The organism is Dictyobacter formicarum (genome assembly GCF_016587435.1).
This window is the reverse complement of sequence record NZ_BNJJ01000025.1, coordinates 36,899-57,876: the sequence shown is the minus strand read 5'-3', so window position 1 is coordinate 57,876 and position 20,978 is coordinate 36,899. Positions and strand designations below refer to the sequence as shown.

Annotated in this window: 19 protein-coding genes and 7 pseudogenes; 15 read left to right on the top strand and 11 right to left on the bottom strand. The window is 53.1% G+C overall.

Features of this window, described 5'->3' with window-relative positions:
• Positions 1–387: 387 nt before the first annotated feature.
• The 5 genes and pseudogenes from JMI88_RS41190 to JMI88_RS32055 all read right to left on the bottom strand — a co-directional run.
• Positions 388–1,079: pseudogene (locus tag JMI88_RS41190) on the bottom strand (IS3 family transposase); the annotation flags it as partial.
• Positions 1,080–1,709: 630 nt separating this feature from the next.
• Positions 1,710–2,063 (bottom strand): four-helix bundle copper-binding protein, encoded by a 354-nt coding sequence (locus JMI88_RS41240; protein ID WP_505712016.1) that lies wholly within the window; start codon positions 2,061–2,063, stop codon positions 1,710–1,712.
• A gap of 435 nt (positions 2,064–2,498) precedes the next feature.
• Complete coding sequence (locus tag JMI88_RS32065; RefSeq protein WP_201366122.1) at positions 2,499–2,813, bottom strand: class I SAM-dependent methyltransferase; 315 nt, start codon at positions 2,811–2,813, stop codon at positions 2,499–2,501.
• A gap of 336 nt (positions 2,814–3,149) precedes the next feature.
• Complete coding sequence (locus JMI88_RS32060; RefSeq protein ID WP_201366121.1) at positions 3,150–3,995, bottom strand: MIP/aquaporin family protein; 846 nt, start codon at positions 3,993–3,995, stop codon at positions 3,150–3,152.
• Positions 3,996–4,427: 432 nt separating this feature from the next.
• A pseudogene (locus tag JMI88_RS32055) lies at positions 4,428–4,958 on the bottom strand (molybdopterin-dependent oxidoreductase); the annotation flags it as partial.
• A gap of 508 nt (positions 4,959–5,466) precedes the next feature.
• On the opposite strand from JMI88_RS32055, the gene JMI88_RS32050 reads away from it, so the two are divergent.
• Together JMI88_RS32050 and JMI88_RS32045 are read left to right on the top strand one after the other, a co-directional pair.
• On the top strand, positions 5,467–5,862 hold the full coding sequence (locus JMI88_RS32050; protein WP_201366120.1) for a TraR/DksA family transcriptional regulator: 396 nt from the start codon (positions 5,467–5,469) through the stop codon (positions 5,860–5,862).
• A 324-nt stretch (positions 5,863–6,186) separates the two neighbouring features.
• On the top strand, positions 6,187–6,606 hold the full coding sequence (locus tag JMI88_RS32045; protein WP_201366119.1) for an ester cyclase: 420 nt from the start codon (positions 6,187–6,189) through the stop codon (positions 6,604–6,606).
• A 329-nt stretch (positions 6,607–6,935) separates the two neighbouring features.
• Here JMI88_RS32045 and JMI88_RS32040 read toward each other — a convergent pair whose 3' ends face one another.
• Both JMI88_RS32040 and JMI88_RS32035 read right to left on the bottom strand, forming a co-directional pair.
• Entirely contained in the window at positions 6,936–8,333 is a 1,398-nt protein-coding gene (locus JMI88_RS32040; protein ID WP_201366118.1) for a mercuric reductase, read from the bottom strand.
• A gap of 6 nt (positions 8,334–8,339) precedes the next feature.
• Positions 8,340–8,705: an FAD-dependent oxidoreductase gene (locus JMI88_RS32035; protein WP_201366117.1), complete on the bottom strand. Its 366-nt coding sequence runs from the start codon at positions 8,703–8,705 to the stop codon at positions 8,340–8,342.
• Between the two features lie 300 nt (positions 8,706–9,005).
• Between JMI88_RS32035 and JMI88_RS41185 the strand changes: the two are divergent.
• From JMI88_RS41185 to JMI88_RS32030, 3 genes and pseudogenes are all read left to right on the top strand, one after another.
• Positions 9,006–9,189: pseudogene (locus JMI88_RS41185) on the top strand (transposase); the annotation flags it as partial.
• Positions 9,157–9,369 (top strand): IS110 family transposase, encoded by a 213-nt coding sequence (locus tag JMI88_RS39765; RefSeq protein ID WP_236023143.1) that lies wholly within the window; start codon positions 9,157–9,159, stop codon positions 9,367–9,369. The pseudogene JMI88_RS41185 and the gene JMI88_RS39765, both read left to right, overlap by 33 nt.
• Positions 9,370–9,390: 21 nt before the next feature.
• Complete coding sequence (locus tag JMI88_RS32030; RefSeq protein ID WP_236023142.1) at positions 9,391–9,909, top strand: transposase; 519 nt, start codon at positions 9,391–9,393, stop codon at positions 9,907–9,909.
• A gap of 303 nt (positions 9,910–10,212) precedes the next feature.
• On the opposite strand, the gene JMI88_RS32025 is transcribed toward JMI88_RS32030, so the two are convergent.
• On the bottom strand, positions 10,213–11,151 hold the full coding sequence (locus tag JMI88_RS32025; RefSeq protein WP_201366116.1) for an NADP-dependent oxidoreductase: 939 nt from the start codon (positions 11,149–11,151) through the stop codon (positions 10,213–10,215).
• Positions 11,152–11,554: 403 nt separating this feature from the next.
• Here JMI88_RS32025 and JMI88_RS32020 point away from each other — a divergent pair.
• The 6 genes and pseudogenes from JMI88_RS32020 to JMI88_RS32000 form a co-directional block, all read left to right on the top strand.
• A pseudogene (locus JMI88_RS32020) lies at positions 11,555–11,953 on the top strand (aminotransferase class I/II-fold pyridoxal phosphate-dependent enzyme); the annotation flags it as partial.
• A 251-nt stretch (positions 11,954–12,204) separates the two neighbouring features.
• Positions 12,205–12,315: pseudogene (locus JMI88_RS40945) on the top strand (transposase); the annotation flags it as partial.
• A 294-nt stretch (positions 12,316–12,609) separates the two neighbouring features.
• Positions 12,610–13,245 carry a TetR/AcrR family transcriptional regulator gene (locus tag JMI88_RS32010; RefSeq protein WP_201366114.1) on the top strand — a complete coding sequence of 212 codons (636 nt, stop codon included), beginning with the start codon at positions 12,610–12,612 and terminating at the stop codon, positions 13,243–13,245.
• Between the two features lie 25 nt (positions 13,246–13,270).
• Positions 13,271–13,738 (top strand): hypothetical protein, encoded by a 468-nt coding sequence (locus tag JMI88_RS32005; RefSeq protein WP_201366113.1) that lies wholly within the window; start codon positions 13,271–13,273, stop codon positions 13,736–13,738.
• Positions 13,739–13,978: 240 nt separating this feature from the next.
• A pseudogene (locus tag JMI88_RS39755) lies at positions 13,979–14,056 on the top strand (IS6 family transposase); the annotation flags it as partial.
• Between the two features lie 341 nt (positions 14,057–14,397).
• A complete protein-coding gene (locus JMI88_RS32000; RefSeq protein ID WP_201366112.1) occupies positions 14,398–15,321 on the top strand; it encodes a carboxymuconolactone decarboxylase family protein in 924 nt (307 codons plus the stop codon).
• Positions 15,322–15,420: 99 nt separating this feature from the next.
• Here the strand turns inward: JMI88_RS32000 and JMI88_RS31995 are convergent.
• Positions 15,421–15,609 (bottom strand): annotated as a pseudogene (locus tag JMI88_RS31995) (transposase); the annotation flags it as partial.
• Positions 15,610–15,991: 382 nt separating this feature from the next.
• On the opposite strand from JMI88_RS31995, the gene JMI88_RS31990 reads away from it, so the two are divergent.
• A complete protein-coding gene (locus JMI88_RS31990) occupies positions 15,992–16,411 on the top strand; it encodes an ester cyclase (protein ID WP_201366111.1) in 420 nt (139 codons plus the stop codon).
• 245 nt (positions 16,412–16,656) lie between these two features.
• Here JMI88_RS31990 and pdxR read toward each other — a convergent pair whose 3' ends face one another.
• Complete coding sequence (pdxR, locus tag JMI88_RS31985) at positions 16,657–18,174, bottom strand: MocR-like pyridoxine biosynthesis transcription factor PdxR (RefSeq protein WP_201366110.1); 1,518 nt, start codon at positions 18,172–18,174, stop codon at positions 16,657–16,659.
• 154 nt (positions 18,175–18,328) lie between these two features.
• Between pdxR and JMI88_RS31980 the strand changes: the two genes are divergently transcribed.
• Positions 18,329–19,084: an MFS transporter gene (locus JMI88_RS31980; RefSeq protein ID WP_201366109.1), complete on the top strand. Its 756-nt coding sequence runs from the start codon at positions 18,329–18,331 to the stop codon at positions 19,082–19,084.
• Here the strand turns inward: JMI88_RS31980 and JMI88_RS40270 are convergent.
• Entirely contained in the window at positions 19,065–19,193 is a 129-nt protein-coding gene (locus tag JMI88_RS40270; RefSeq protein WP_268906042.1) for a hypothetical protein, read from the bottom strand. The genes JMI88_RS31980 and JMI88_RS40270 overlap by 20 nt on opposite strands.
• A gap of 225 nt (positions 19,194–19,418) precedes the next feature.
• On the opposite strand from JMI88_RS40270, the gene JMI88_RS31975 reads away from it, so the two are divergent.
• Positions 19,419–19,817, top strand: coding sequence for a response regulator (locus JMI88_RS31975; protein WP_201366108.1), 399 nt, complete (start codon positions 19,419–19,421; stop codon positions 19,815–19,817).
• 221 nt (positions 19,818–20,038) lie between these two features.
• The gene (locus JMI88_RS31970; protein WP_201366107.1) at positions 20,039–20,920 is read left to right on the top strand and encodes an NAD-dependent epimerase/dehydratase family protein; all 882 of its coding nucleotides are present in this window, start codon (positions 20,039–20,041) and stop codon (positions 20,918–20,920) included.
• The last annotated feature ends 58 nt before the right edge of the window (positions 20,921–20,978 follow it).

Sequence of the window (20,978 nt, the reverse complement as noted above, 5' to 3'; positions counted from 1 at the left end):
ATCCCCGTTTAGCCGTCATTTTGTATCATCGAGTGGTGTAGGTTCCCGTTCATCTCCTTTTCGGGGCTTCTTCCCCGCCGAGAGGCAATGAGAGAGTACAGAAGTCTCAGATTTAAACCTCTGTACATCACCTCTGCGTGCGCTTCAGTCAGCCTGCGCTCGCCTGTGGGTTTGCAACCAGGAGACTGGGTTTAAAGCAGTGTAGCCTTGACCATGCCACTCCTGACCTTGCGCCACGAGCTGTAAGCTGAATTCCAACTCTGTCGCTTTCCGAATATGCTCTGGTCCCATGTAGGGTTTCCCCCTCCGGTAAGTTCGGTGGTTATACGGGATCTCTCTACCCGCAGTCCTCTCCAAGACACTACAAAACGCGCCTTACGGGCGCACATCTGACACCCACTTGGTATTGGGGGCATCCGCAGTAAAATCCTGCTCCAGCAGATTGGGGGCGAGCGGAAACCCATGCTGACTGTTCGTCGTGCGTGGTTTTCGCTTCCGCTTGCGAGCACTCAACTGCCTAGCCTGCATCAACCGCGCCACTCGTTTTCTGCCGCAGTGAATGCCCAGTCCCTTCAATTCCGCATGAATACGTGGGCTTCCATACTGACCCCTGTTTTGATGATAGGCATCTTCAATCCGCTCCGTAAGCTGTTCATCATCCCGTTTTCTTTGGCTTTTTCCTCTTTTGCGCCAGTTGTAATAGCCGTTTTCCGAGACCTCCAGGACCTGGCACATGCGAAGAAGCGGAAAGAGCTGGCGATGCTCATGGATGAACTGAAATTTTACGGATGGGGCTGCGCGAAGATGCTCATGGCTTTTTTTAATATGTCCCTTTCTTGCCTCAGAATCTCGTTTTCGCGTTTTAATCGCTTATTTTCCTCTTCGATCGACGTTTGATGACCCTTCCCAGGAAACGCCTCTGCCCCATGCTCTCCAAATTCTTTGCACCATTTACTTAAGGCACTATCGGAAATACCTAAATCTCTGGCTATTTGTGTTTTAGTCTTGCCACCTGTTTCAAATAATGTGACAGCCTGCTGCTTGAATTCTTTACTGTAGGTCGGTTGAGATTTGCCCATTGGACCCTCCTGTGTTCATTCTACCAAAATTTCTCTTCTCCGACCCTCCAAATTCGGGGCAATTCCATGGTGCAGGTGGGAGGAGAAGAGGAAGCATGGGAAGAAGAATACCGACAGGAAGAGGAGAGGGGAAAAGCATGAGAAAGAAGCCAATGTCAAGAAGAGAAACGACCTCGAGGACGCGAAGAGAGTTGTTTCTTACGAGGGCGTGTAACGATTCTGGCCGTGCTCATGAGAGCGCAAGAGTTTCCAATGGGCAGGTATGTGCCACAACCCTGGACAACGCGTCTCTATCCGTTGCCGAAGGAAGTGTCGAGTTGGACCAAGAAACATCGGCTCAAGGAACGGAAACGGAAAGAAAAAGCTCGGCGGAAGTGGCGCAAACAGGCTGCAAAGCGTCACCAAAAAACCTACCCGTGAAAAGGGGGTGGTGGAGGGGCCATCGTACCAGGGGATGGTGGAGCCTTGCTCATCGCGTGCGCCACCAGTATGGTGGCGCGCAAGACGCAAACGGAACTACCATGGTTCGACGGCGACACACGATATGCTGCTTCAAACCATCTTCCTCTTCGTCTTCCTCTGAAAGACGGCAAGGCAGTGAACATGCCCATGACAAAAACGGGCGCGCAGTTATGGCCGCGTGTGAGCCATCTGCCGACAGGATTGGGCACAGCGCCGGCACTGATCAGCGCAGGCTCTCAGTTGGGCGTCGGTGCCTTGCCCTACCTGATCACAGGACACGGCGCACTGGTCACACACATCAGCGCAAACCTCGCAGATGGCTGGAGAGGAGGGGGAACTGCGCAGCATGAGATCTTCGCTGAGCTGGCAGATCTGGGCACAGTCCTCTAAGAGCCGCAGATGATCAGGCGCTATGTGGGGACCACCGTGCAGGATATCATACTGGATCGTTTGGACGCAGATCGCATGACACTCTTTACAGTCTTCAATAGCCTGTTGAACAGCTTGATTCGTTGCTTGCATACGTCATCCCCCTGTGTCGAGAGTAAACAGAGCAGTCGAGATCGTTCGGGAAAAACGCTTCACTGCTTGTCTCTCAGAGAACAAAGGACCACTTCTCGGCGGTCACCCTTGTTAGCATACCACCCTGTTCCAAACTGATGTATCCAACCGTCCGAGACAGGTGTCAAAGCAGGTTGATGGCGAGAGCTTACCGCTGATCTGCTCCAACATCGCCGAAGACAGGGAAGGGACGGTCTCGATTGCCGGTTGGCAAGGAAATCGCAACATGGGGCGCGGCACGTTTGCGATCTTTACGCTCTCCAGGATGGTTGTTTCCTCCTCTGTCGATACCAGATCATGATGAATGATGAGTTACTAGGTGCTATTCGTCTTCGAGAAGCTGTGCGATGAGAGCTCATAGCATGTATCCCTTGCTTATTATTGTTGAACTTATCATCAACTTTGCGGGAGGGCCAGCATCCGTGGCGAGGTTTGGAGCGCGTTTCCCAGCCGATTGTTTGGCAGACGACAAAAGGTGGCGAGCACCAGGCTATCTAGCTTGATCCCTTGGACGAACGCCGAAACTGCTGCACGAGGATCATCCAGGGTTTCAATGACCCAGATGCAGACCACCGCATCGAAGGTCTGGTCGGCTTCGGGCAGATGCCGAATATCTCCTTGCTCAAAGCAGACACGAGGCTCATGAACGAATATGCAGCCGCCCAGGCTGCACTCACGGAACCATGGAGTACTGGGCAGGTTGAAGGACAAATTATGCGACTCAAACTGCTCAAACGACAGATGTATGGACGCGCCAAGATCGATCTCTTGCGCTTGCGGGTCTTACCGATCGCGTAAGCACGATTGCTAGATGAGGCCCAAGCATGGCTGGGAACTGAGAACAGGATGGAGATCCGTTCACATCGATGATGCAGTATCTGTCGGTGCCTACCTCGGTGTCTCTGAAGGACAGTGTTTTTGCTGATGTATCATTGGTGGTTGACACGAACGGAAGGCCTCTGCTTGCATACGGGATCCTCAGTCACCAAAAGTTTGGAAGAGTCGCGAGGAGGAGGAGGTACGAAAAGCATACACCGATGCCGTGAGTCAGTATGTTTTGTTAGGTTCGATCAATTTCCCATCCTGATCGGTATTCAACTGTGGCGCTTTGACATTCTTGAAGATGCATCGATAGTACGGAGCGTGGAACATCTTGGCCGTCAACACATCGTGGATGCCCACCAGGCTCAGCGATCGGAAGAGGATGACGGCAAGCAGCGCCCCGATGGGAGAAGCAAGATAATACAACCATTGGTCGCGCCAATACCAGGAAACCAGTGCAGGGCCAAAGCTGCGAGCGGGATTCAGGCTGGAGCCAGAGATGGGCGCAGCCAGCCAGTACATGAACGCCACGAGAAGCCAGGATATCAAAGGAGTCCAGAGCATCAGGCGATGGCTGCTGACAAAGAGAAAAATCACCAGAACCAGCAGGCAGGTAAGTCCCATCTCGATCAGAAAGACGCTCCAGATGGGATATCCGACCCCTGGAACAGTGACGCCATTATGGACACTTGCCGCCCGCTCCCTCCAGATGAGCACGACTAATCCTGCGCCAAGCGCTGCGCCGAGAAATTGGCCTGCCATATAGCAGACAAGGTCGTGCTGATGCATCTTGCCCTGCAGCCAGAACGCCAGCGAGACAGCGGGATTGATGTGAGCACCGCTCAGCTTGCCAAGAGGCGAGATGGCTACAAGCGGTCCGCTTCCCGCGAGGATCAGCCCCGTAATTAGCCGACGCACGCTGCTATCGGGAAACACGACAGCCAATGGGGAACCCAAACCAAAATCGAAGGTAACTGCGCTTAACGCGATGAAGACGAGAAACGCGGTTCCCAGCAACTCTGAGCCATATTCGGGCCAGTGGAGTCGTTGCCACCAGGAAGGCTTCTGCATGCATATCTCCTTTCGGATCTGGCTTACATTTGGTGATCTGGAGAGTGCAGAACTGAGGTACTCCCCGTGACCAATGCCGTTTTTCCCTGTAAGCGCGTAGATGTCTCCTTTTCAGGCATATGCTCCTTCTCAATAAATAGATAGAAATCCCCCTGTATTGGGTTTTATCCATTCAAGAAACAGGAGTGTCAAGCTTTTCTCCTGGCATCAAGGGGCCCAGCATCTTCATTACTGATGATTCTTTCAAGCGAATTTTTCGCTCTTCCCACTATATAGTTTACAGTAGTTTACACCTTCTCAGGACAGGATCAATCTCCTTGATTTCTCACGCTTGCTTTCGTATGGAGCCAGTGTGCTAAGTCGCATACATTTTGACAGGTACATGCAAAAATATGGTATAGTAACGAAAAAGTAACTAAAAGGAAAGAGAACCTGATCAACCAATCGCAGGCCCCGAATCCACTTGGCGCTCTTCCAGAAGTAGAGATGGGGAACCAGCAAGTGTGCCGGACCACCGTGTACAGGGGAGAGAGGCTGCCCCTCATACCCATAGACGACCCACGCCTTCCCATCGAGGACGTCTGCCAGCGGAAGGTTGATGGTATAGCCGCCATCACCGAAGGCGACTACGTAGTGGGCATCGTACTCCACCTGCTCTAGCAGTGTATCGACGGAGACGCCTTCCCAGTGCGTATCCAGTTTTGACCACTTGGTCACGCAGTGGATGTCTTTGGTTATCGTCTCATGTGGCAGGTCGCGAAATGCATCCCAGGTCCATCGCTTCGGTTGCTTGACCTCTCCAAGCAGGGAAAAATCCCAGTGTGCGAGAGGGGCGTGTGGCGTCGGTCCTGCCGAAAGGACGGGAAAGCCACGCTCCAGATATTGTCCCGGCGGGATTCGTCCACGCTCATCGCTCCGTGGGCGACGACCTTGAACCCCCCGCGAGAAAAAACCTTCACTTATTACCTCACCCTGACCTTTCCATTTTTCGCCCCAAAGGATCTAGTGTTCTGTCAATCGACGATTGATAGGCGGGGATGTAAGGGGCGGCAGCTCCTGACCTGTCTATTATTTGCTGTCGCGTTCTTCTTTCCTGTTCTTTTACTGTAAAAGTGTAATCTACCAGACAATCATTGTCAAGTATATGTTGAAGAAGTGCATCTCATGTGCATAAAAAGAGGAATATGGATGAGTGAGACGCGGAGGAATACATTGTTGCATCTCTGATAGAATAGATCTCCGTCATCTTCCGTGCAGCGAACAGAAGCCTCCTCAGCTTGAACCTTTCCCTGTCACAATAGTATAATTACGGCTGTTGAAAAAGAGGGCCTACCATGGCAGCTCAGCATCCATTTCAATGGCGTCATTTTAGTGGTGGAGTTGCTCTGCATCGTTGATATCTTCACTCTTCACTTAAGAGAATAAATGAAAGATACGTCGCTGAGATGAGATAGAGAAAGGATAGAAAGCTATGACCATTGACCTGCAAGAGATGAAAAAGCGTCTGGAGAGCAAGCGGGATGAATTGATGCAAAGCATAGGGAGACTTACTGAGGTACATCCGATAATTGTTGATTCTGATTCAGCGGGCGACGAGAGTACTGAAGATGCGGCTGTTGATGTTCAGGAGCAGCAGCTAGAGACCTCGATATTAGCCAATGACGAGGCTCTTTTAGCTCAAATTAACGATGCCCTTAAGCGTATTGAAGATGGGACATATGGGTTTTGTGTCGTTTGTGGAAAACCTATTAGCGAAGAGCGTCTGCGGGCTATTCCATGGGCAACACTCGGCGTGGAAGAAGAAGAGAAGTTAGAGCAGGTCAACCTCAGCCGAGAGGAATTGTTTGACCACAATAGAGATACTTAGCAATTATCACGCGAACAAGCGACGTGTTGCTGCAAGCTTGTGGACTGGGTCCTGAGGTATGCATGGATCGGTTGCGCACCACTCCCACCCGAGGGAAGGGGCGTCCGCAGCAGATATGTTGGATCCACTTGTGGAGCAGTTTGTTGCTCTGCGCACTCCAAGGGATGAACTCATTTTACGCCTGTCCATACATCTGAGTGGAATACAAAGATGGGAAAAGCTCAAAGCCTCCGTCTGATGTTACTTTTTTTTTAGCAAGATCGTACAAGGTGGAAGTGGATTGGTGTACTTACATTTTATATGAGGAATACAAAGGAGTAATGTATGGCAACCCGCGAAGATAATATGGCAGCGCTGCAACGCTTCGGTATAGCGGTAAACAGCGGCAACTACGCGGCTTTTAACGATGTGGTTGCACCAAATGCTATCGATCATGACCCTATGCCGGGTCAAGTATCTGGCCCTGATGGCTATCGATACTTCTTCACCGAACTACACTCAGCTTTCCCTGATGCAGAGATCAGTGTCGACTATACGGTTGCCGATGACGATAACGTCGCGATGGCTTATACCTTAACTGGCACACATCAAGGCCCTTTTATGGGATTTGCGCCCACTGGCAAGCATGTAAACATACATGGAGTTGAGATTTGCAAGTTCGCCGATGGTAAACTTGTCGAACGTTGGGGTAGTTCAGATCAGCTAGGCATACTGGAACAATTGGGACTCTATCCTGCTCATTGACACTTTCCCGGCTGAAGCCAGGAGATTGTCAATGATGGCAATCTACTCCATCATCCATAGATCTGGGGAACACCGACCGATATGATGGTGGGTCTCCCGACAAGTTGATGAATGCTGCTTGTTTGTTGACAGCGCCATGAGGATAAGGTAGCATGAGAAGCGGATTCAGAAAATGACCAGCAATGGTCAAAACCACTAAAATCCTCTTCATGACGATTCATCCCCAAATCATCAACTTCGCGGAAGACTCACACTCATAGGACGAGGTGTCATATGTGTACCCTATGCTTTGAGTCAGTATGTAACAAAAAGGGAGTATCAACGTAACCCTAAGAGTCGAGCGTCATAAACAGTGCATTGAGCCCTTCAGCCATGGTGGGATGCGTGAAGATGCCATCTCTCAAGGCGGTGTAGGGCAGCTTGCCCATCATCGCTACCTGGATGATGGTCATAATCTCGCCGCCTTCCGCTCCCAGGATGGCACAGCCCAGAATTTGTTGGGTCTCGGCATCGACGATGGCCTTCATGAAGCCGCGCGTCTCGCCGGTTTCTATGGCACGGGGCACGGCGTTCATGGGCAATTTGGCCACCCGGATGTTGCGCCCCTGTTTTCTGGCCTCGTTTTCGGTCAGGCCAACCCGCCCAAGCTGGGGATCGATGAAGATGGTATGGGGGACCAGGCGATCTCGTGTGCTGGCGCTGCCCTGCTCAAGCAGGTTGGTGCGCACAATGCGGAAATCATCGTGAGAGACGTGGGTGAAAGCAGGCCCACCTTTGACATCTCCCAGCGCGTAGATGCCAGGAACGTTCGTTTCCAGGCGCTCATTGACCTGGATGTAGCCATCTTTGTCGAGGCGTATGCCAGCAGCTTCAGGGGCGAGCGCTTCCGTGTTGGGGATACGACCGGTTGCCGCCAGCAGATGCGAGCCAGTAAGCTGCTGTTCTCCCTGAGGCGTGCGTACGGTCAACCGCATGCGCCCACCGTCCAGTGGCTCAATCTGTTGCGGCGTCGTTTCGGTCAAGACCGTGATCCCTTCCTCGCGCAAAATCTTCGTGATTTCGTTAGAGACATCTTCATCCTCGTTCATGAGTAAGCGTGGACGAGACTGAATGATCGTGACCTGGCTGCCAAAGCGGCGAAACATCTGCCCGAACTCCAGCCCGATATAGCCACCACCAGTGATGAGCAGGTGTTCGGGCTGCGTGTCCAGTTCCATGATCGTGGTGGAATTGAGCACAGGGACACTCTCGGCGCCTTTGATCGTGAGTTGTTCTGGTCGGTCGCCGGTATCGATAAAAATCAGTGGTGCGGCGATCTCTCGCCTCTCGCCGTCCTTGAGAGAGACCTCAAGCGTCTTCGGAGCGATAAAATGAGCCTGGCCCCTCAGCAGATCGAGACCCGGTCCTTGCCGCGCTGTCAGGCGGCTCTCGTAGCCGTTGCGAGCACCCTCGACTATGCCTTGTTTGCGCTGGCGGACGGCCCGCAGATCGACCGAAATGGGGCCGGTGTGAACACCGTACTCGGCCCCACGTCTTGCCTGATAGGCGAAGCGTGCGCTGGCGACCATCGTTTTTGTCGGGGTACAGCCGAAGTTCACACAGACACCGCCTATCTGGTCGCGCTCGATGAGCGCCACTTTCCGGCCTGCTTTTGCAAAATTGATTGGGAGGAATCTACCGCCCTGACTGGTGCCAATCACAATTACATCATAGTTTGTCGAAGTCATTTGTGTTCATCTCCTCCTGGTGAGGCTGCCAGGGCTAAGGATACATCGGCCCCGGTAGCCGTTCTTGTTAAGCTTGAGTCTGAGAGCGCCCTCGACGATACTTTGTTTCCATTTGCGTATGGCCTGCATATCGACCGAAATGGGGCCAATGTGTATGCCGTAGTCAACACCACGTTTCGCCTGATAGGCGAGGCGTGCGCTGGCGACCATCGTTTTTGTCGGGGTACAGCCAGAGTTGACGCAGGTACCACCCATGGGGCCGCGCTCGATCAGCGCCACTTTGCAGCCTGCCTTCGCGAAGGCGATTGGGAGGAATCTACCGCCCTGACTGGTACCGATCACAATCGCATTATAGTTTGTGGTTGGTGGCATCCCAATGTTCTCATTCTGCTTCTACACAAAAATAGAATGTGTTCACCGTTAATAGATACATCAATAATGGCGTCGCCTCTATAAGAAACACGTCGAATACAGTGTTAATAGTGTCACCACTATACATACCATCCCGGTCATTCAAACAAAAACTTGCACATGGCTGCTTAATACTACTCCGTTAGTTTCGCCGAGGACGAAAAGTTTTGATGTGTTCTGTTTCAATCAGCCATATGGACTTCCCCCGCTTTCGTGGAGTCGAGGAAGAAAAGTATGATACACTGGAACGAGGAGGAGCCCATGACCAAAAAGCAGCGTGTCTACAGCGCAGAATTCAAGCAAGAAGCGGTTCGATTGATGTAAATCAGTGAGAAAAATATTACACAGCTGGCACGTGATCTCGGCGTTTCCGATAGCGCACTTCATAGCTGGAGAAAAAGTATCTCAAAGCATGGAGAACAAGTATTTCCTGGAAAAGGCCAGCCGGTTTCACGAGCGCCAGGGCTTGCGTGCGAAGACCGATCGGCTGGACGCGCGAACCATTGCCAGGATGTTGTTGAGTGGAGAGGCGCGAGTCGGCTATATGCCAAGCGAGCAGGTAGTCACGTATCGGGAACTAGTCCGCTTGCATACGCATTTGAGCGATGAGGCGGCCGCCTATTAAAACGAGATCCAGGCCCTGGTCGTGGTGCTCTTTCCCGAGTTCACTCGGATCTTTGCTGATCCTTGCGGACAAACGGTTCTGGCGATCCTCAAAGCCTTCCCTAGCGCCCAGGCCCTGGCCGAGGCAGGTGTTGAGCCCCTCTTCCACCTGCTGCGGGCGCAGAAGCCAGCGCACTATGGCCATCCGACCGCCCAGAAGCTCGTGGCTTTCGCCAAAGAGAGTGTAAGCAGTGGGCGAGCCATCGCCGGACGATCGCTCAGTCTGCGTATCCTCTGCGATCAGTTGGAGCATACCCAAACAAATCTCGTACGTTTGGATACCGAGATTGAGCAACTCCTCACGAGTGATCCAGGCGTCAAAGGACTCCAACAGGTGCCTGGATTTGGCCCCAAGACAGTGGCCGTACTCCGCGCTGAATTGGGAGATATGCAGCGGTTTGCACGGACTGATGAGGTGATCGCCTACGGAGGTATGGACATCGAGATCAATGTGAGGGATCCTGTGAGCCTCCCTTCTGTTCTACCAGCATCGATCATCTGAGCAAGTTATGTGACAACTACCCTGGTGAAGGCAACGGTGCACGCTTCAGGCAGCATCCCGATCATTCGCATCATGAGATACGCGACAAGTGCTGGTGCACCGGTGGAGAGGACCCGACACACCAATTGGTCTTGTCAACTTAAAAAATTGTTGATGAGCTTTCACCTCTCCGACGTTATTTTCGCCAGGGTTCTCCTGACTATCAGGTCAGAGATAGAGAGCCCTCCCCACGTTGCGGCCATTTTTGGCATGGAAGCTCTACAACTTTGGCTGAGTTAACAACACCGGAAGATGAGATTACGTTCACCCTTCCAGGCTAAGCACAATTTTTCCCTGGTGGTGCCGTGTCTCCAAGCGCTCGTGAGCCTGGCTGGCCTTTTCCAAAGGAAACACCTGGTCGAGGTGGACCGTCAACTGACCGGCATCGACGAGCTTCGTTAGTTCGGCCAATTGTTGCCCATCGGGGCGGTAGTAGAGCAATTGCGTATCAATGTGACGGGTAGGTGTTACCTGCTCAAGATCAACAATCGTGACGAGCCGCCCACCATCACGCACAACCTTCAGACTTCTTGCCGCCGTCTCTCCACCAACACAGTCCAGAACTGCATCGATACCCTTGGGATGAGCCGCCTGGACCGCGCTCGCGAAGTCCGTCTGTGCATAATCAATGAGTTCACTGGCTCCAAGCTGCTGAAGATATGGATGGTTCTTACTGCTCGCAGTGACAATGACGTGGACTCCTAAACGAGCAGCAAGCTGGACGGCAAGCGTGCCTGTTCCTCCAGCAGCACCGGTAATCAGGAGCGTTTCTCCTCTCTGCATCTTCAGCACTTCATAGATTGCCTGGTAAGCGGTAAGCCCGTTGACAGGAAGCGCGGCTGCGTGCAAGGCATCGAGAGAGGATGGAGCTGGCGCGACGAGATTCGCAGGAACAGCGACAGACTGGGCATAATGACCAACGCCGACCTGATACGTCGTACAGATCACGCGAGTTCCAACGTCCAGCCCGGTCACCGCAGCCCCTACTTGTTCAATGATCCCTGCTGATTCCCAACCAAGAATGAGCGGAAACTGTTGTCCTTCCAGCGTCAGGCTCCCCTGCCGCACCTTCACATCCCACATTCCAACACCTGCTGCCTGAACGTGAATAACGACCTGGTCCGGGCCACAGGTTGGCGCAGGCAGGTCCATGAGCGTGAGACGATCAGGCCCGCCAAAGGCGGTAATAGCGATAGCTTGCATATGTTGTCCCTTGTCCTTTCACAATTCTTTTTTTCTTTCCGTTCTACCAACATTATATATGTTTCCTAGAGAAGTCAGGCTGATTCTTTCAAACGGAGAGACTTTCTCCCCGTACGCTGCTTTCTGCCAGGATATGATGAGACGAGTGTGAACAAATTAGGTCGTGTTGCAAAAAATTTAAAGCTCAGCACATTGGGTAGAGCCACATTACCTGCACCATTTTCTCAGCCCAATTTTTTTGCAACACGACCATTCATTCTCGCTTCCCTCTGGACACCTCCTTTATCTGCTTCTTCAAGAAACTTTCTTTTACTGACACGAGAAGCATACTCCAATAATGGTCTTGTCAAAAAGAGCCATTTTCAGGTAGACTAAAGGGGCCATTGAAGAAAGATTTCAATCCATGTCAAGACTTTCAGGAACGCAGATACAGTATGCCGAAAAGAGCGCTACCTGGCAAAAGGCTGGTGATCCGGCTTGGGTCGAAGATCCTGGGTATGCAAGAGCACATGGAGCACTGCTGGACACTGGGGCAAAACTGGTTCCAGTGCCGGTGAACCGGGAAGGTCTCGATGTTGAAAGCGGACGACAGCTTTGCTCAAAGGCACGACTGGCCATAGTCACCCCTTCGCATCAGTTCCCCACAGGAGTCACCATGAGTCTAAGCCAACGGCTAGCGCTACTGGAATGGGCGAGAGAGGCGCATGCCTGGATCGTAGAGGATGATTATGATAGTGAGTATCGCTTTAGTGGACGACCTCCGGAGGTGCTGCAAGGGCTGGATAACGCCAGGCGCGTGATCTAAATCGGAACCTTTAGCAAAATGCTCTTTCCCTCATTAAATTGACACATAAAAGCCCGCAACATTGGCCGCATGAGTAGCATCGCCAGCATTCACAACATAGATGCGGCCAAAGCTGTAGGAAAGACTTACAGGATCAACGCCTCATTTTTCTTTCTCAAGAAAAGCTTTTTAGCTTCTTTCCACACGCTTCTCATGGCTGAGCACGAAGGTGGCGGAAGATCCGCCAAAACGGGGGAAGTCCACTCTCCAACTCACCCTACAGTAATGGTGTTGTCGAAGGTCATGTTCGTCGGCTTAAACTCATTAAACGCCAGGGCTACGGGCGAGCCTCCTTCCCGCTCCTGCGCCAGCGAGTTCTCTATCAGGCAGTGGAGTTCCTCGTGTTTTTCTTCTTTTCCAGCCGAAAAGGGAAGGGACCACCCAAGCAGACAAGCGATATTCATCAAAGTTGACGAAGTTCCCACGGGATGCGCAACGAGCTGATCGGCGTACCGATTCGTTGACATCCCGTGGGTCCTTGACACGCTGTCCTTTTTGGCTTACAATCATACTAGACCGTCTAGTATGATTCTTGAAAAGCGAAGCGTTCTCGCATCGGCTGGAGAGGTTCAGACCGCTCGTGGTTCACACGATTGTCTCAGAAAGGGGAAGCAATGACTGCATTTACTCCTCGTGCCCAAGCCAAACGCGATGCGATCCACGTTGCCGCTCAGCGCCTGTTTATGCAGGCGGGTTTTGAGGGAACGAGTATGGATACGATCGCAATTGAGGCCCATGTTTCGAAGCAGACCCTCTATCGCTATTATCAGAACAAAGAGACCTTGTTTGTGGCCGTCTTAGAGCAGTTTGCCTTAGATCGGTTCTCGGAGAGCGGCCTGCTGGCTTTGCGAGAGACACCTATGGACAGCCTGGAGACCCTGGAACAGGCGTTGACGGTGTGGGCGCAGACCATGATCAAAAATACGATGCATCCCACGTATCTCGGCCTGGTACGCCTGCTCATGGCTGAACTCCCACGCTTTCCCCAGTTACGTGCGCTGTTTGTGCAAGCCGTTCCGCAACAAGGAGCAGCTTTCCTGAAGGATGTGCTCGACAGTGCCCACCGGTCTGGGATTCTTCACCTGGAGGATGCTGAGTTGGCGGCTCGTCTGCTGGCTGGTCCGTTGCTGACCTACCTCTTTGGCAACGGGCTCTTGGCACCCGATGGGATTCCGCAGGAACCATCGCCAGAGCAGGTGGCTGCCCTGGTCCGGTTGGCGTTGCATGGCCTTGGTCAACCGGGGAAGTAATCATAGTGTGAAGGAGCATATCCTGATGCAAGCAACCGTTCCAATTCTACTCATGTTCGCCGCTACCGCCCTCAATGGAATCTTAGTGGGGGCCAGTCTCGACCAGTCCATTAAACAGTTACCCGCCCGCAAACGGATGGGGGCGATAGCCTTCAGTCTCTATAGTCGCTCAGCGGATCTCAGCAATGGAATCGTCTGGTATGCCACCTTGGGCATAGGAACTGCTCTGATTACCATTGCTGCAACTATCGCTACCTTTGTCGCAGGAAATGCGTACCCATTGCCCATCTTGCTTGCGGCTATCCTCTCCGTCTTGCATTCTCTCGCGACCTCGCGAGCTGCGCCCACCAACTTCAAACAACTCAAGGTACCCAATGATGAGGTGGCGCTCACCGCCATCTTTGATACATTTGACCGCTGGCAGAGTGTGCGTGTCGTGCTCCAGGTTCTCACCCTTCTCGCGGTCCTCTGGGCGTTATTCGTGGCAGGCTAATCAGACCCATCAGGGAAGGTCTCGATGAGACGAAAAGAAAGGGAAACGAATCTATGGATATGGGATTAACAGGCCGTGTGGCCTTGCGATTCTGTTGTTCATGGCCCACGACTTGCACAGCACGATGGAACCTGCGGTCATTGAGCTAAGAGATGTGCCTCTTTGAAAGGGAAGAACGAATGTGTTTCCATGGTATTGTCAACTTGGGAACGTAGCTGAACACTGTGCTAAGATAGTCTCATGAAAATACGCACTACTGCACCCGACTACAAAGGATTTCGCTTCCCACCTGAGATTATCAGCCACGCGATTGTGCTTAACACCTGAATTGTGTAAGAGCCGAATGTTAGGAAATCGGCGCGAAACATGGGAATCGACTTCGCAGACCTCCATAAAATGCCTTCAGAAGCGGGCTATTGCATACACATGTTATAAATTCGTAGGAGCGCGACTTCCTTCAGCACCCATGCCAGGCTTTCGTCAAGCCAGGTCAGGCGCGTCGGCTGATCTTTCCCAGGCGAGAACCGGGCCGAGGATTTGAGCAAGATGGGAGAAGTTTTTTCTGCTTGACGGTGCTACCCTGTTCCTGTTCGCGGGCGGTGTGGCTTCAACGTACCATCCTGCGAACGGAATGCTCGTAAAGAACGAAAGGAAAACCTATGAGACTTCACGAGGTCGAACGCGGCGATGGTCTTCTCTCACAGATCCTCATCCGCTTTCTCTCCCTGATGTCGGGGATGCGCCTGCCCGATGCAGCGCGGGTCGCCTTTTACCACAAATCGTTCAGTGGCGACTCCATGAGTGCTTGGACGCATGCGGCCATGCGCGGGGAAAGCGCCTGGAGCGTCGGAGAGCGGGAACTGATGGCCGCCATGACCGCCAAGTGGAATTCGTGCCCCTTCTGTATTGGGGCGCATGGCGCTATCGCGGCGCGAGCGCTGGGAAGGCCACAGGTGCTCTCCACCCTTGAGGATTTCCGGCAGGCGGCGCTGTCCCCCAACCTCCAGGTAACCCTTGTCTTCCTGGAGATCTTAACTCGCAGACCTGGCGAACTGACACCGGAAGATGCCTGGGCCGTCCTTTGCAAAGGGGTCACTTCCCAAGCCCTGGAGGATGCCATCGCGGTCTGTGCCCTCTTTCACATCACGACCCGTTGCGCGGATACCCTCGATTACCAGATGCTCTCAGAGAAAGACTTCGATCGAGCTGCCAAGCAACTCTTGGTCCAGGGCTATGCATTTGGGAAGGGGAAGACTCCTCCCCATCCAGATCATCGTGTCCTGGCCAACGCCGTGCGCCAGCGCATCCTTTTTGGGCCGGGGAAGACCGATGCTCCCCTTCGCCAAGCGATGGCAGAGCGAGCAACCGGAGGCCCACCGCTTTCGGCACCCTACGACGAGCTCGCACGACAGATCGGAGAGGCCGCCTACAAGGTCACCGATGAGCAGGTGGCAAAGGTCGTCGAACAGACAGAAAGTGAGAAGGCAGCTTTTGAACTGATGATGGCAGCGGCTCTGGGTGCTGGTCTACATCGTTTTTGGCGAGGGCTGGGCGTGTTGGAGGCGGTTCAGAAGACGGCGTAAATTCGCGGCACGGAGAAGGCGTTGCCCAACGAGGTGACACCCAGCAAACGATGGGATGTCATAGAAAGATAATTTTTCATGCATGAGCTTCCTGATCTGCTACAAGGCGTGGAGAACACGCTGGCGGAGGAGAGGAAAGCCCGATCTCCCGTAGCCCATCCGCTTGATGAGCTTCAGCTTATTCACTTTTCCCTCGACGATCCCATTGCTGGTTGGCAAAGTCAGGCCCGCTTTGACGGCCTCTTTGTCTCGTATTACTCCAGCAACAAAGCCCTGGAACTCGCGGATTAGGCGAGGCGTGCGCTGGCGACCATCGTTTTTGTGGGGGTACAGCCAGTGTTGACACAGGTACCGCCTAGGAGGCCGCGCTCAATGAGCGCCACTTTCCGACCTGCCTTCGTTAATGCGATTGGGAGGAGTCTGCCAAAATCTTGCAGTAAGGCTATCGCGGACCATGCTGTTTGGATGTGTCATGATGATGAAAAACCCAAAAATGGTGTGGGTAGAGAGGTTTACGTCTGTCCATACGTCTGAGTGGAATACAAAAGTGGAGAAAGCTCAAAGCCTCCGTCTGATGTTACTTTTTTTTAGTAAGAGCGTACAAGATCGTATAAGAGGAAAATAGATTGGTGTACTTGCATTTTATATCAGGAATACAGAGGAGCAATGTATGGCCACCCGCGAAGATAATATGGCAGCGCAGCAACGCTTCGGCCTGGCGGCAAATAGTGGCAACTACGAGGCCCTTAACGATGTGGTTTCACCAAATGCCATCGATCATGATCCTGCGCCAGGTCAAGGACCCGGCCCTGATGGCTATCGACACTTCTTCACCGAACTACATTCAGCCTTCCCCGATGTAAATATCAGTATCGACTATATGGTTGCCGACGATGATAACATCGCCATGGCTTATACCTTAACTGGTACACATCAAGGTCTTTTTATGGGATTTGCGCCTACTGGCAAGCATGTAAACATACACGGACTTCAGATTAGCAAGTTCGCCGATGGTAAACTTGTCGAACGTTGGGGCAGTTCAGATCAATTAGGTATATTGGAACAATTGGGACTCTACCCTGCTCATTGACACTTTCCCGGCTGAAGTCAGGGGAGTGTCAATGATGGCAATCTACTCCATCATCCGCGACAAAACGGAATACATAGATCTGGGGGTTGATTATTTCGACTTGACCACATACAGAGAGCTGTGGGTTGTGTTGCAAAAACGGTGTTGTCAACTTAAAAATTTCTGTTGATGAGCTTTCGCCATTCGCTCCCCACTTCACCGGTGATTTTGTCGAAACTGAGCCAGCACACTTCTTTATCCCCTCATTATCTCTTTTTGAGGGCTTCTAAGGCTCTTGCCAAATGGAGCACTCCCTGGCGAATGCTCTCCTCGTTCACAGCAGCAAACCCAAGAAGCAAGCCAGGACGGGAGATTGGAACAAGACACAGTCGGGAAAGAGGAACAACCTCTACTCCATAAGCTGCTGCCTGCTCCGCTGCTTGTTGATCGTCACTTCCTTGCGGGAGCCATCCTGCTAAATGCAAACCGGCTTCTGATACCTGCAAATCGAGCAGGCCTGCCAGAGTACGTTGCACCTCTGCGATGAGAGCCGATCTGCGTGCTGCGTAGCATTCGCGCATCCGTCGGAGGTGTCGCTGAAAATGGCCTTCCAGCATGAAATCAGCTACCACCATCTGTTCCAGGACCGGAACATGGGTATCGACCAGTCGGCGTACGGCGGCAAATGCCTCAATCAGTGATGAAGGGACAACCAGGTAGCCCAGTCGCAAGCCTGGAAACAGGACTTTGCTGAAGGAACCGAGATAGATCACCCGCTCGTGCCTGTCTAATCCTTGCAAGGCCTCCAGGGGGTGCCCTGTATAGCGATACTCACTATCGTAATCATCTTCAAGAAGCCAGGCGCCGTTCTGCCCTGCCCAATTAAGCAGCGCGAGCCGCCGTGTCAAACTCATAGTAACACCCAGCGGAAACTGGTGGGAAGGCGCGACAACTGCCAGGCGAGCCTGGGGAGCCAGCTTCACTCCCGCGCTCACATCAAGACCTTGCCGATCAACAGGAACGGGCACCAGACGCGCTCCTGCTGCTACCAAGGCCCCGTGCACTCCGAAGTACCCGGGATTTTCCGCCCAGACAGGCTCTCCCGCGTCGAGCAGAATGCGAAAGGCCAGATCCATCCCAGCCTGCGCGCCTGCAACCACGATTACTTGCTCTGGCGTACAGCGCACGCCCCGTGCCACTGCAAGATGATGCGCGATGGCTTCACGCAAAGGTCGATACCCTGCGGCTTCTTGATAAGAGAACAGGGATGGCAGAGAATGACGCCCTCGGCGAGCAAGCAGGCGCCCCCAGAGCTCATAGGGAAAAAGATCCAGCGCAGGCAATCCCACCCGAAAGGCGCGAATCTCTCTTTCAGGCGGGAGCTGCGATGAATACGAGAGAGAACGTGCCTGAGTGAGGGATCCACGCTGGCTGATCGTTGCCGGAGCAGCAGACGAAAGCGGCGCGCTTGGAATGCCCAACCGCTCCTTCGAGGAAAAGAAGACTTCATCTGGAAGCAAACGAGCAACCCGTGTCGCGCTCCCGACTGTGCCAACGATGTATCCTTCCGCGCTCAGGTCCTCATAGGCATGTATCACTGTCTTGCGGGCCACGCCGAGCTCGCTCGCCAGAGCTCGCGTCGAAGGCAACGGAGTTTCCGAGGGGAGTTGCCCGGTGATGATAGCTGTGCACAGTCGCTCATAAAGCTGGCGGTGCAGCGGGATCGATCCCGCTGGTTCGAGGTCAGGCAGCGACGCCATTCGCCACGTCAGGTGTTTTTTCATGATGGGTGTTCGCTTCTTTCCAGAATATGGTCGCCAAAAGTGGTACCCTGAATATACTCCAAAATGGGGCTTTTGGCTAGCCCAATAATGCCGTATACTGGCTCTCAAATGGCAGATATATTCCATAGTCAAGAAAGAAGGAGCGCCATCAGCTATGGCTTTTCCCTTGTTTTCGCCGCGCCGTTTGTCTCTCTGGTTTCGTCAGGGGCAACTGCTCATTGGCTGGCTCACACTGTTTGTCATTGGGACAGATCTGTTTGTTGTTTCTCCATTGCTCCCGCTCGTCGCCGGGAGATATCAGATCTCGGCCGGTGTCGCCGGTTGGATGGTAACGGCCTTCTCCGTCATGTACATGCTGGCTGCACCCTGTTGTGGTTTGCTTGCTGATCGACTCGGCCGTCGGTCTTTGCTGGTCGCAGGACTGCTTGGCTTTGCAGTGGCCAATAGCTTGACCGGCCTGGCTTCCAGCTTTCCCTGGCTGCTTGGCAGCCGCTTGCTGGCGGGCGGTTTCTTGCTACTCAGTCTCGTGCTCAATCACCCTTTTTGGGTTTATGTAGGGTTCACTATTGCCCCTCTTTTTGCCCAGACCTTTCTGCCGGCACAGCAAGCACGCCTTGTCCAGACATTTCCTGGCCGACGTGCACTGCTCCTGGCTTGGAATAACAGTGCGCTTTACCTTGGAATTGCACTTGGCTCGGCTATTGGAGGAATCTTACTCAGCCAAAGAACGTTTGCAGGGTTACTGGTGGGATGCAGCGGCATCGGAATAGTGGGGTGTGTAGCCAATCTCATCTTGCCGAACCACACCCCCCAACAATCCTGTTCAAGAGCACTGGACAACCTGCCATCTTCTGCTGAGAACGAGCTAACGCTAAAGAGAAATAATGCTCTCACGAAAAAGCACGATTAAACGGCAGCATGTGTAGCAAGACGCAGTTACTATGGCGACCGTCACGACGAGCAAAAGAATCGAGCCTGGAGAGGAGCGAGAAACGAGCTGATAAACGTTCTGGAGCCATGGACTTTACACTCCTTCGTGATCCCTATTTGGAAAACATTTCAGCGGATGGTAGCACAGCTACAAACAAGTTATGGATATGCTCCAAACTGTGCTCACATTGTCTTCTAATGCAAACAAAGCCACGAGATAAGCGTGAAGTGGCCATTGATGATTCATTTTCAGCGAACTGAAAAGAGACCTCGCGAGGAGAGAGCAAGGTTTGAGTGCCAGAAAGAGTGAGGAAATGGGGAAGCGCATTTTAGTCGTCGACGACGACCAGGCTTTGCGATCGGTCATCCAAGAGCTGTTGGAAGAGGAGGCCTATGAGGTAGATACAGCCATTGATGGTGTAGACGCCTTCGACCACCTGGACCATCAACGGAACGTGTACGATGTGATCTTGCTTGATTTAACAATGCCTCGTCTCAATGGATTGCAATTCTTGCACAAGATACAAGAGCATGACTCGACCCTCTTACGCTCGATCATTGCCCTCAGTGGAGATGGGGAAGCTCTTCAGCAAGCTGCTGGCATGGGAGTTTGCAGCACGCAGAAGAAACCGTTTGACCTGGAAGTGTTGCTTGCACTGGTTGTGCGAGCAATGTGCTGGAGCCAGGAGGAATCGATGGCTCAATCTTTTTGAACACCGCGACAATGCCCTGGTTTTTCTCAAAATCAGCTTTCGCTTAGGGAAGAGGACAAGGGCATGACTCTTGCCCTGACCGCTAAAGATCGGCTTCCGATAGCTGACTTACAGAGTCGTTTCCATCGAAATCAACACAATAGTATGAATGAAGATGACCAACGCGAGAGAATGACACATTTTGGTCATTTTCATTCATAAAGATGAAGGGAGAGTATACAATGAAAATCTTGGTCGCAGGCGCCACAGGAGTAATTGGGCGGCGGCTCATTCCTTTGTTGGTTGCCGCCAACCATAAGGTAATTGGCACAACGCGTACAGCGGGAAAAAGCGAGCTGCTAGAGCAGCTCGGCGCAATACCCTGGGTCGTCGACGTGTTCGATCGTGAGAGGCTCACCACTCTCGTAAGCGAGGCACACCCGGATGTGATCATCCAGCAGCTCACTGATTTAAGTGCCAGGGATTCTGCGGCGAACGCATACATGCGCCGAGAAGGAACTCGCAATCTGGTGGACGCAGCCCGCGCAGCCGAGGTGCACCACTTCATCGCGCAAAGCATTTCCTGGATCTATGCGCCTGGGGATGGTCCTGCAGATGAAGCAGTTCCTCTGGATCTGGAAGCGCCAGAGCCAAGGCGCACCACAATCGAGGGAGTGCAAGCTTTGGAGAGTGCGGTAACCGAGATAGAAAACTGGGTGGTGCTCCGTTACGGGGCGCTTTACGGACCGGGAACCTGGTACGCCCCGGATGGCTTCATCGCTGAGCAGGTTCGCCGCGGGCAGCTCCCTGCTGATAAGGGAATCACCTCTTTTCTGCACGTGGAAGATGCCGCTCGTGCGGCTCTGCTCGCGCTGGATTGGCCGCGAGGGGTTGTCAATGTGGTGGATAACGAGCCCGCTCCGGGCACTTCCTGGCTCCCGGTGTATGCTGCCAGTCTTGGAGCGCCTCCTCCACCTATTACTACAGAGCAGCCGCGTGCGGCGCGTGGAGCGACGAATGCCAAAGCGCGCCAGGTCCTCCACTGGCACCCTCTCTATCCCAGCTGGCGGGAGGGGTTTGCGCAAATCGCACAGGAGGGGAGAGGTCAAGCAAACGCAAGTTGACGACACTCCTTGCTTACGGGGAATAGCGAAAGCCTTTGTAGTCGGGTGCAGTAGTGCG

What these genes read in the sequence shown, in the direction of transcription:
- JMI88_RS41240 (WP_505712016.1), bottom strand. Translation starts at nt 2,063, where the DNA reads ATGCAAGCAACGAATCAAGCTGTTCAACAGGCTATTGAAGACTGTAAA.
- JMI88_RS32060 (WP_201366121.1), bottom strand. Translation starts at nt 3,995, where the DNA reads ATGCAGAAGCCTTCCTGGTGGCAACGACTCCACTGGCCCGAATATGGC.
- JMI88_RS32050 (WP_201366120.1), top strand. Translation starts at nt 5,467, where the DNA reads ATGACCATTGACCTGCAAGAGATGAAAAAGCGTCTGGAGAGCAAGCGG.
- JMI88_RS32045 (WP_201366119.1), top strand. Translation starts at nt 6,187, where the DNA reads ATGGCAACCCGCGAAGATAATATGGCAGCGCTGCAACGCTTCGGTATA.
- JMI88_RS32040 (WP_201366118.1), bottom strand. Translation starts at nt 8,333, where the DNA reads ATGACTTCGACAAACTATGATGTAATTGTGATTGGCACCAGTCAGGGC.
- JMI88_RS32035 (WP_201366117.1), bottom strand. Translation starts at nt 8,705, where the DNA reads ATGCCACCAACCACAAACTATAATGCGATTGTGATCGGTACCAGTCAG.
- JMI88_RS39765 (WP_236023143.1), top strand. Translation starts at nt 9,157, where the DNA reads ATGGAGAACAAGTATTTCCTGGAAAAGGCCAGCCGGTTTCACGAGCGC.
- JMI88_RS32025 (WP_201366116.1), bottom strand. Translation starts at nt 11,151, where the DNA reads ATGCAAGCTATCGCTATTACCGCCTTTGGCGGGCCTGATCGTCTCACG.
- JMI88_RS32010 (WP_201366114.1), top strand. Translation starts at nt 12,610, where the DNA reads ATGACTGCATTTACTCCTCGTGCCCAAGCCAAACGCGATGCGATCCAC.
- JMI88_RS32005 (WP_201366113.1), top strand. Translation starts at nt 13,271, where the DNA reads ATGCAAGCAACCGTTCCAATTCTACTCATGTTCGCCGCTACCGCCCTC.
- JMI88_RS32000 (WP_201366112.1), top strand. Translation starts at nt 14,398, where the DNA reads ATGAGACTTCACGAGGTCGAACGCGGCGATGGTCTTCTCTCACAGATC.
- JMI88_RS31990 (WP_201366111.1), top strand. Translation starts at nt 15,992, where the DNA reads ATGGCCACCCGCGAAGATAATATGGCAGCGCAGCAACGCTTCGGCCTG.
- pdxR (WP_201366110.1), bottom strand. Translation starts at nt 18,174, where the DNA reads ATGAAAAAACACCTGACGTGGCGAATGGCGTCGCTGCCTGACCTCGAA.
- JMI88_RS31980 (WP_201366109.1), top strand. Translation starts at nt 18,329, where the DNA reads ATGGCTTTTCCCTTGTTTTCGCCGCGCCGTTTGTCTCTCTGGTTTCGT.
- JMI88_RS40270 (WP_268906042.1), bottom strand. Translation starts at nt 19,193, where the DNA reads ATGGCTCCAGAACGTTTATCAGCTCGTTTCTCGCTCCTCTCCAGGCTC.
- JMI88_RS31975 (WP_201366108.1), top strand. Translation starts at nt 19,419, where the DNA reads ATGGGGAAGCGCATTTTAGTCGTCGACGACGACCAGGCTTTGCGATCG.
- JMI88_RS31970 (WP_201366107.1), top strand. Translation starts at nt 20,039, where the DNA reads ATGAAAATCTTGGTCGCAGGCGCCACAGGAGTAATTGGGCGGCGGCTC.